This window comes from Stenotrophomonas sp. 05L44_2 (assembly GCF_056665995.1).
Genome location: NZ_JBFTNR010000153.1, coordinates 1 through 6,842 on the forward strand (window position 1 = coordinate 1; position 6,842 = coordinate 6,842).

At 66.1% G+C, this 6,842-nt stretch carries 9 protein-coding genes; all 9 read left to right on the forward strand.

The features are described 5' to 3' along the window. Positions 1-83: 83 nt before the first annotated feature. Positions 84-479 carry a flagellar basal body rod protein FlgB gene (gene flgB / locus AC1VAN_RS07285; RefSeq protein ID WP_025879110.1) on the forward strand — a complete coding sequence of 132 codons (396 nt, stop codon included), beginning with the start codon at positions 84-86 and terminating at the stop codon, positions 477-479. Positions 480-482: 3 nt separating this feature from the next. Further along, positions 483-890 carry a flagellar basal body rod protein FlgC gene (flgC, locus tag AC1VAN_RS07290; protein ID WP_025879109.1) on the forward strand — a complete coding sequence of 136 codons (408 nt, stop codon included), beginning with the start codon at positions 483-485 and terminating at the stop codon, positions 888-890. Positions 891-913: 23 nt separating this feature from the next. Continuing rightward, positions 914-1,597, forward strand: a complete 684-nt coding sequence (locus tag AC1VAN_RS07295; RefSeq protein ID WP_025879108.1) for a flagellar hook assembly protein FlgD — start codon at positions 914-916, stop codon at positions 1,595-1,597. A 32-nt stretch (positions 1,598-1,629) separates the two neighbouring features. Next, complete coding sequence (gene flgE, locus AC1VAN_RS07300) at positions 1,630-2,853, forward strand: flagellar hook protein FlgE (RefSeq protein ID WP_032974827.1); 1,224 nt, start codon at positions 1,630-1,632, stop codon at positions 2,851-2,853. Between the two features lie 32 nt (positions 2,854-2,885). Next, positions 2,886-3,635, forward strand: coding sequence for a flagellar basal body rod protein FlgF (locus AC1VAN_RS07305; protein WP_025879106.1), 750 nt, complete (start codon positions 2,886-2,888; stop codon positions 3,633-3,635). A gap of 103 nt (positions 3,636-3,738) precedes the next feature. Continuing rightward, positions 3,739-4,524, forward strand: a complete 786-nt coding sequence (gene flgG, locus AC1VAN_RS07310; protein WP_025879105.1) for a flagellar basal-body rod protein FlgG — start codon at positions 3,739-3,741, stop codon at positions 4,522-4,524. Positions 4,525-4,546: 22 nt separating this feature from the next. Next, complete coding sequence (gene flgH, locus AC1VAN_RS07315; protein ID WP_480985544.1) at positions 4,547-5,239, forward strand: flagellar basal body L-ring protein FlgH; 693 nt, start codon at positions 4,547-4,549, stop codon at positions 5,237-5,239. A gap of 8 nt (positions 5,240-5,247) precedes the next feature. Further along, a complete protein-coding gene (locus tag AC1VAN_RS07320) occupies positions 5,248-6,384 on the forward strand; it encodes a flagellar basal body P-ring protein FlgI (RefSeq protein WP_282279672.1) in 1,137 nt (378 codons plus the stop codon). 1 nt (position 6,385) lies between these two features. Beyond that, the coding region (locus AC1VAN_RS07325) for a rod-binding protein (protein WP_480985545.1) at positions 6,386-6,842 on the forward strand (457 nt) is incomplete at its 3' end.

Below are 6,842 nucleotides of genomic sequence, written 5' to 3' on the forward strand. Positions count from 1 at the left end.
TGCCCGGCGAGCGCGATGTTGCGCACCACGGTTCTGGCACACCGCTTGCAGCTTCCCGGGCAACGTTCCCGTGGGAGTGCACCGTGCGCAACCTGATTACCGACTACCTGGGCGTCCATGCCCAGGCAATGCCGTTGCGCGAACAGCGCATGAAGCTGATCGCCAGCAACCTCGGCAATGCCGACACCCCCGGCTACAAGGCCCAGGACCTGGACTTCGATTCGGCCCTTCGCCATGCGCAGGGGCTGGATGCCAACGGCCTGATGACCACCACCAACGAGCAGCACTACGAAATCGGTAGTGGCCTCAACCCGTTCCAGGTGGCCCGCGAGGGCGTACAGCCCAGCATCGACGGCAACACCGTCGACCCCGATGCCGAACGCGCCGCCTATGGCCGCGCTGCACTGGAATACCGCGCTTCGCTGAGCTTCGTCGAAAGCAAGGTGCGTTCCATGCTCACCGCGATCACGGGGCAATAAGCCATGAGCAACCTGCCGATCTTCGATATCGCCGGCTCCGCGCTGCAGGCGCAGTCGGTGCGCATGAGCACCATCGCCTCCAACCTGTCCAACGCTGACAGCATCGCCGGCTCGGCCGACGCGGTGTACAAGCCGCTGGAACCGATCTTCCAGGCGGTCACCAGCAAGACCGATCCGAACATCACCTCGGTGCAGGTCAAGGAGATCACCCAGAGCAACGCGGCGCCGATCAAGCGCTACGAGCCGGGCCATCCGCTGGCCGACGGCGATGGCTACATCTACCAGCCCGACGTCGATCCGGTGGCGCAGATGGTCAACCTGATCTCGACCTCGCGCAATTACCAGGCCGGCGTGGAGATGTTGACCACCGCCAAGGAACTGGCCCTGGCCACCCTGACCATGGGCCGCTGAGGCCCGCTGCACCGGACACCGCCATGACCACTGCCGTCAACAACCAGAGCAACCAGGACGTCTACGCCGCACTCGGCCTGAACGCCCCCAACAGCAACGCCACCAAGAAGAAGAACACGTTGGACCAGGCCGATTTCCTGCGCCTGATGACCGAGCAGCTGCAGCACCAGGATCCGCTGAAGCCGATGGACAACACGCAGATGGTCTCGCAGATGGCGCAGATGTCGACCGTGCAGGGCATCACCGATCTGAACAAGTCGGTGAAGGGCTTCCAGGAGTCGATGGCCAGCGACCAGGTGCTGCGTGGCGCCGCCCTGGTCGGCCACCAGGTGCTGGTGCCGTCGGAAAAGCTGGTGCTGGAGAAGGAAGGTTCGGTGGAGGGCACGGTTGCCGCGCCGGCCGCCGGCATCGTCACCGTGGACGTCACCGACGCCAACGGCGCCAAGGTCACCTCGATCAGCGTTGAAGCCAAGGCCGCCGGCGAGACCGCGTTCACCTGGGATGGCAAGGATGCCAACGGCAAGCGCATGGAGCCGGGCAAGTACAACATCGTCGCCAACCACGTCGACACCACCGGCAAGAGCACCAAGCTGTCCACCTTCGTGCAGGCACCGGTGGAAAGCGTGACCGTCGGTTCCGACGGCCTCTACCTGAACCTCAAGGGCCTGGGCACGGCCCCTCTCGACTACGTGCTCCGCGTCAGCTGAGCCGCACCTACCGCATCCAACAGGAGCATCCCATGGGCTTCAACATTTCCCTGTCCGGCATCAACGCTGCCAACTCGGACCTGAGCGTCACCGCCAACAACGTGGCCAACGTCAACACCACCGGCTTCAAGCAGTCGCGCGCGGAATTCGCCGACCTGTTCGCCGCCACCAGCTACGGCCTGTCCAAGAACGCGATCGGCTCGGGCGTGCGTGTTTCCAACGTGGCCCAGCAGTTCATCCAGGGCAACAACGAGCAGACCGGCCGCAGCCTGGACATGGCCATTTCCGGTGAGGGCTTCTTCACCATGAACATGAACGGTGCACGCGTGTACTCGCGCGCCGGCAACTTCCAGACCGACGCCGCCGGCTACGTGGTCAACCCGCAGGGCGCACGCCTGCAGGTGTTCGCACCGAACGCCGACGGCACCAACTTCGACGCCGGCCGCCTGGTCGACCTGCAGCTGCTGACCACCGACAGCCCGCCCAAGCAGACCAGCGAGGTCAAGGTCGGCTTCACCCTGCCGGGCAATGCCAAGCAGCCGACAGTGACCACCTTCGACCCCACCAATTCCAACAGCTACAGCCATTCCAGCGGCGGCATCACCGTGTATGACTCGCTGGGCGTCAGCCACACCCAAGTGTCCTACTTCGTCAAGGAAGCGGCCACCAACGCCTGGACGGTGCACAACTACGTCGATGGCCAGCCGGCCGGTACGCCCACCCCGCTGACCTTCGACAACGCCGGCAAGCTGACCGCACCGGCCAACGGCAAGATCAGCCTGGGCACCTTCACCCCGACCACCGGCGCCGGCGTGCTGAACATGACGCTGGATGTGAGCGGCTCGACCCAGTACGGCGAGAAGTTCGCCCTGCGCAACACCCAGCAGGATGGCTACGCGGCCGGCAAGCTCAACGAGATCACCGTTTCGGAAACCGGCGTGGTGTTCGCCCGCTATTCCAACGGCGACGACAAGCCGCTGGGCCAGGTTGCACTGACCAGCTTCAACAATCCGCAGGGCCTGGAACAGAAGGGCAACAACCTGTGGGTGGAGACCTTCGATTCGGGCACGCCGCGCACCGGCGCCGCCGACACCTCCAACCTCGGCAAGATCCAGGCCGGTTCGCTGGAATCCTCCACCGTCGACCTGACCGAACAGCTGGTCAACATGATCACCGCGCAGCGCAACTTCCAGGCCAACGCGCAGATGATCACGACCCAGGACCAGATCACCCAGACCGTCATCAACATCCGTTGATGACCTGCTGACCCTGTCACGGAACTCCCCGCATGGATAAAGCCCTTTACGTGGCGATGACCGGTGCCCGCGCCTCCCTGCAGGCGCAGGGAACGCTCAGCCACAACCTCGCCAACTCGGACACCCCCGGCTTCAAGGAAGCGCTGGCCAACACCGAAGCCTTCCCGATCCGTGGCCCGGGCTTTGCCTCGCGGGTGGATGCACTGCATGTCGATGCGGGCTTCAACCGCACGGCCGGCGCGCAGCACATCACCGGCAAGCCGCTGGACCTGTCGTTGCAGACCGGCACCTGGCTTGCCGTGCAGTCCACCGATGGCAGCGAGGCCTACACCCGTGGCGCCGCACTATCGGTGACCCCGAACGGCCAGCTGGTGACCTCCAGCGGCCGTCCGGTGCTGGACGACAACAACAACCCGATCGCGATTCCGCCCTACCAGGCGATGGAGATCGGCAACGACGGCACGATCTCGATCATCCCGCAGGGCGAAGGCCCGCAGACGATGGCGATGATCGGCCGGATCAAGGTGGTGCAGGCGCCGGATGATCGCCTCGAACGCGGCCTGGATGGCCTGTTCCGCAATACCGATCCGCTGCAGCCGTTCGCCCAGGCGCAGGGCACGGCGGTGCACAGTGGCCAGCTGGAAGGCAGCAACGTCGATGCCGCCGGCGCGCTGGTGCAGATGATCCAGCTGCAGCGCCAGTACGAAATGCAGGTGCAGGTGATCAAGCACGGCGATGACAACGCGCGCAGCGCCAACAGCCTGTTGCGCCTGGGCAGCTGACGGAATTCCGGCACCGGCCCGCGCCGGTGCTGGCACGCCGCTTGCACCCCCTACCCCATGGGCCGCACCGCGCGGCCGGCTTCACCCAGACAGGACTCCGAAGATGAACCAGGCATTGTGGATCGCGAAAACCGGACTGGATGCGCAGCAGATGCGCATGTCGGTGGTTTCCAACAACCTCGCCAACACCAACACCACCGGCTTCAAGCAGGACCGCGCCAGCTTCGAGGACCTGTTGTACCAGCAGGTGCGCCAGCCCGGCGGTTCCTCTTCGGCACAGACCCAGCTGCCCACCGGCCTGCAGATCGGCACCGGCGTGCGCGTGGTGGCCACCGCCAAGAACTTCGAGCAGGGCAGCCAGCAGCAGACCGGCCGCGCGCTTGACGTGATGGTCAACGGCCGCGGCTTCTTCGAAGTGCAGATGCCCGACGGCAGCTCGGCCTACACCCGCGACGGCTCGTTCAAGATCAACCAGGACAGCGAGCTGGTCACCAACAGCGGCTACCCGGTGCAGCCGGGCATCCAGATTCCCGAAGGCGCGCAGTCGGTGACCATCGGTACCGACGGCACCATCAGCGTGAAGATGGCCGACGGTGCGGCATCGGTGGAAGTCGGTGCATTGACCCTTACCGACTTCGTCAATCCGGCGGGCCTGCAGGCACGTGGTGAAAACCTGTTCCTGGAAACCACCGCCTCCGGCCCGGCGCAGAACGGCAATCCCGGCCTGAACGGCCTGGGCACCGTGGTGCAGGGTGCGCTGGAAGGCAGCAACGTCAACGTGGTGGAAGAGCTGGTGTCGATGATCGAAACCCAGCGCGCCTACGAAATGAACGCCAAGGCGATCTCGACCACCGACTCGATGCTCGGCTACCTCAGCAACAAGCTCTGATCGCCCTCACCGGGAAACTGCCATGTCGCCCCTTTCTTCCTTCGCCCGTACTGCCCTCGCCTGCGCCGTGGCTGCCCTGCTCGGCGGCTGCGTGATCGCTGGCGACGTGCGCCCCTATCCGACGATGGCGCCGTTGCAGCCGATCATGCCGCCGCAGGCCGAACCGACCGCCGGCGCGATCTACGCCGCCGGCCCGACCCTGCAGCTGTATTCGGACCGCCGTGCGCGCGATGTCGGCGACCTGCTGACCATCACCCTGCTGGAAAACACCACCGCGCAGACCAGCGCCAACACCGCCACCAACAAGGAATCGAACCTGAGCCTCGGCACGCCGTCGATTCTCGGCGCACCGGTCACCCTGGGCGGCRAGGACATCCTGAGTGCAACGGCCAAGGGCGCACGCGACTTCACTGGCAAGGGCAACAGCGCGCAGAGCAACCGCCTGCAGGGCAACGTGACCGTGACCGTGGTGCAGCGCCTGCCCAATGGCAACCTGGTGGTGCAGGGGCAGAAGAACCTGCGCCTGAACCAGGGTGATGAGCTGGTGCAGGTACAGGGCATCGTGCGCCCCGGCGACATCAGCGCGGACAACACCGTGCCTTCCAGCCGCGTGGCCGAAGCGCGCATCGTCTATGGCGGCCGCGGCCCTGTCGCGCAGTCCAACGCGATGGGTTGGCTGAGCCGCTTCTTCAACTCCGGCCTGACGCCGTTCTGAGTATGGCCATGAAATTCTCCTTCTCTTCTTCCTGGCAGCGACGCGCAGCGTCGCTCTACTGTGCCGTGTTCATGGTCTTCGCGGTGGCTGCCCCCGCCAGCGCCGAGCGCATCAAGGACCTGGCCCAGGTGGGTGGCGTGCGCGGCAATGCACTGGTGGGTTACGGCCTGGTGGTCGGCCTGGATGGCAGCGGCGACCGSACCAGCCAGGCGCCCTTCACCGTGCAGAGCCTGAAGAACCTGCTGGGCGAGCTGGGCGTCAACGTACCGGCCAACGTCAACCCGCAGCTGAAGAACGTGGCGGCAGTGGCAATCCACGCCGAGCTGCCGCCGTTCGCCAAGCCCGGCCAGCCGATCGACATCACCGTGTCCTCGATCGGCAACGCCGTGTCGCTGCGCGGTGGCTCGCTGCTGATGGCGCCGTTGCGCGGTGCCGACGGCCAGGTCTACGCGATTGCCCAGGGCAACCTGATCGTGGGCGGCTTCGGTGCACAGGGCAAGGACGGTTCGCGCGTCTCGGTGAACGTGCCCAGCGTCGGCCGCATCCCCAACGGTGCGACCGTTGAGCGCGCCCTGCCCGATGTGTTCGGCGCCAGCGGCGAGATCACCCTGAACCTGCACAACAGCGACTTCACCACCATCTCGCGGATGGTCGGTGCGCTCAACAATGCCTTCGGCGAGGGTTCGGCGCGTGCCGTGGACGGCGGCACCGTTGCCGTGCGTGCGCCCACCGACGCCGGTGCGCGCATCGGCCTGCTGGCCCGTATCGAAAACCTGGAACTGACCCCGGGCGCTGCACCGGCCAAGGTAGTGGTCAACTCGCGTACCGGCACCGTGGTCATCGGCCAGCAGGTACGGGTCGGCCCGGCCGCGATCTCGCATGGCTCGTTGACGGTGACCATCCAGGAAAACACCAACGTCAGCCAGCCCAACGCTTTTGCCGGTGGCCAGACCGTGGCCACGCCGCAGTCGACCATCACCGCCACCAACGATGGCAGCCGGATGTTCAAGTTCAACGGCGGCACCACCCTGGACGAGATCGTGCATGCGGTGAACGCCGTTGGCGCGGCACCGGGTGACCTGATCGCGATCCTGGAAGCACTGAAGCAGGCCGGCGCCCTGAGCGCCGAGCTCGAGGTGATCTGACATGCGCATCACTCCCGCATTCGAACTCAGCCCGGCCCAGCAGAACGACCCGGCCAAGATCGACAAGGTCGCGCGCCAGCTTGAAGGCCAGTTCGCGCAGATGCTGGTCAAGAGCATGCGTGACGCCAGCTTCGGCGATTCGCTGTTCCCGGGTGAAAACAAGATGTTCCGGGAGATGTACGACCAGAAGATCGCCGAGGCGATGACCCGCGGCAAGGGCCTGGGCCTGTCGAGCATGATCACCCGGCAGTTGTCCGGCGCGCAGGCCGATGGCCCGGCGCTGGATACCCGGGTGGACCCGGCCAAGGCCAGCCGCGCCTACCAGCTCAATGCGCCCGCGGCGCCGTCGCTGCCGCTGCAGGACGCCGGCCAGGCCGTGCGCATGCTGCAGCAGATGGCGGCCGGTGTGCAGGATGGCGCGCAGTCCTCCGTCGCCCCGATGGAGCAGGCGCTGGACC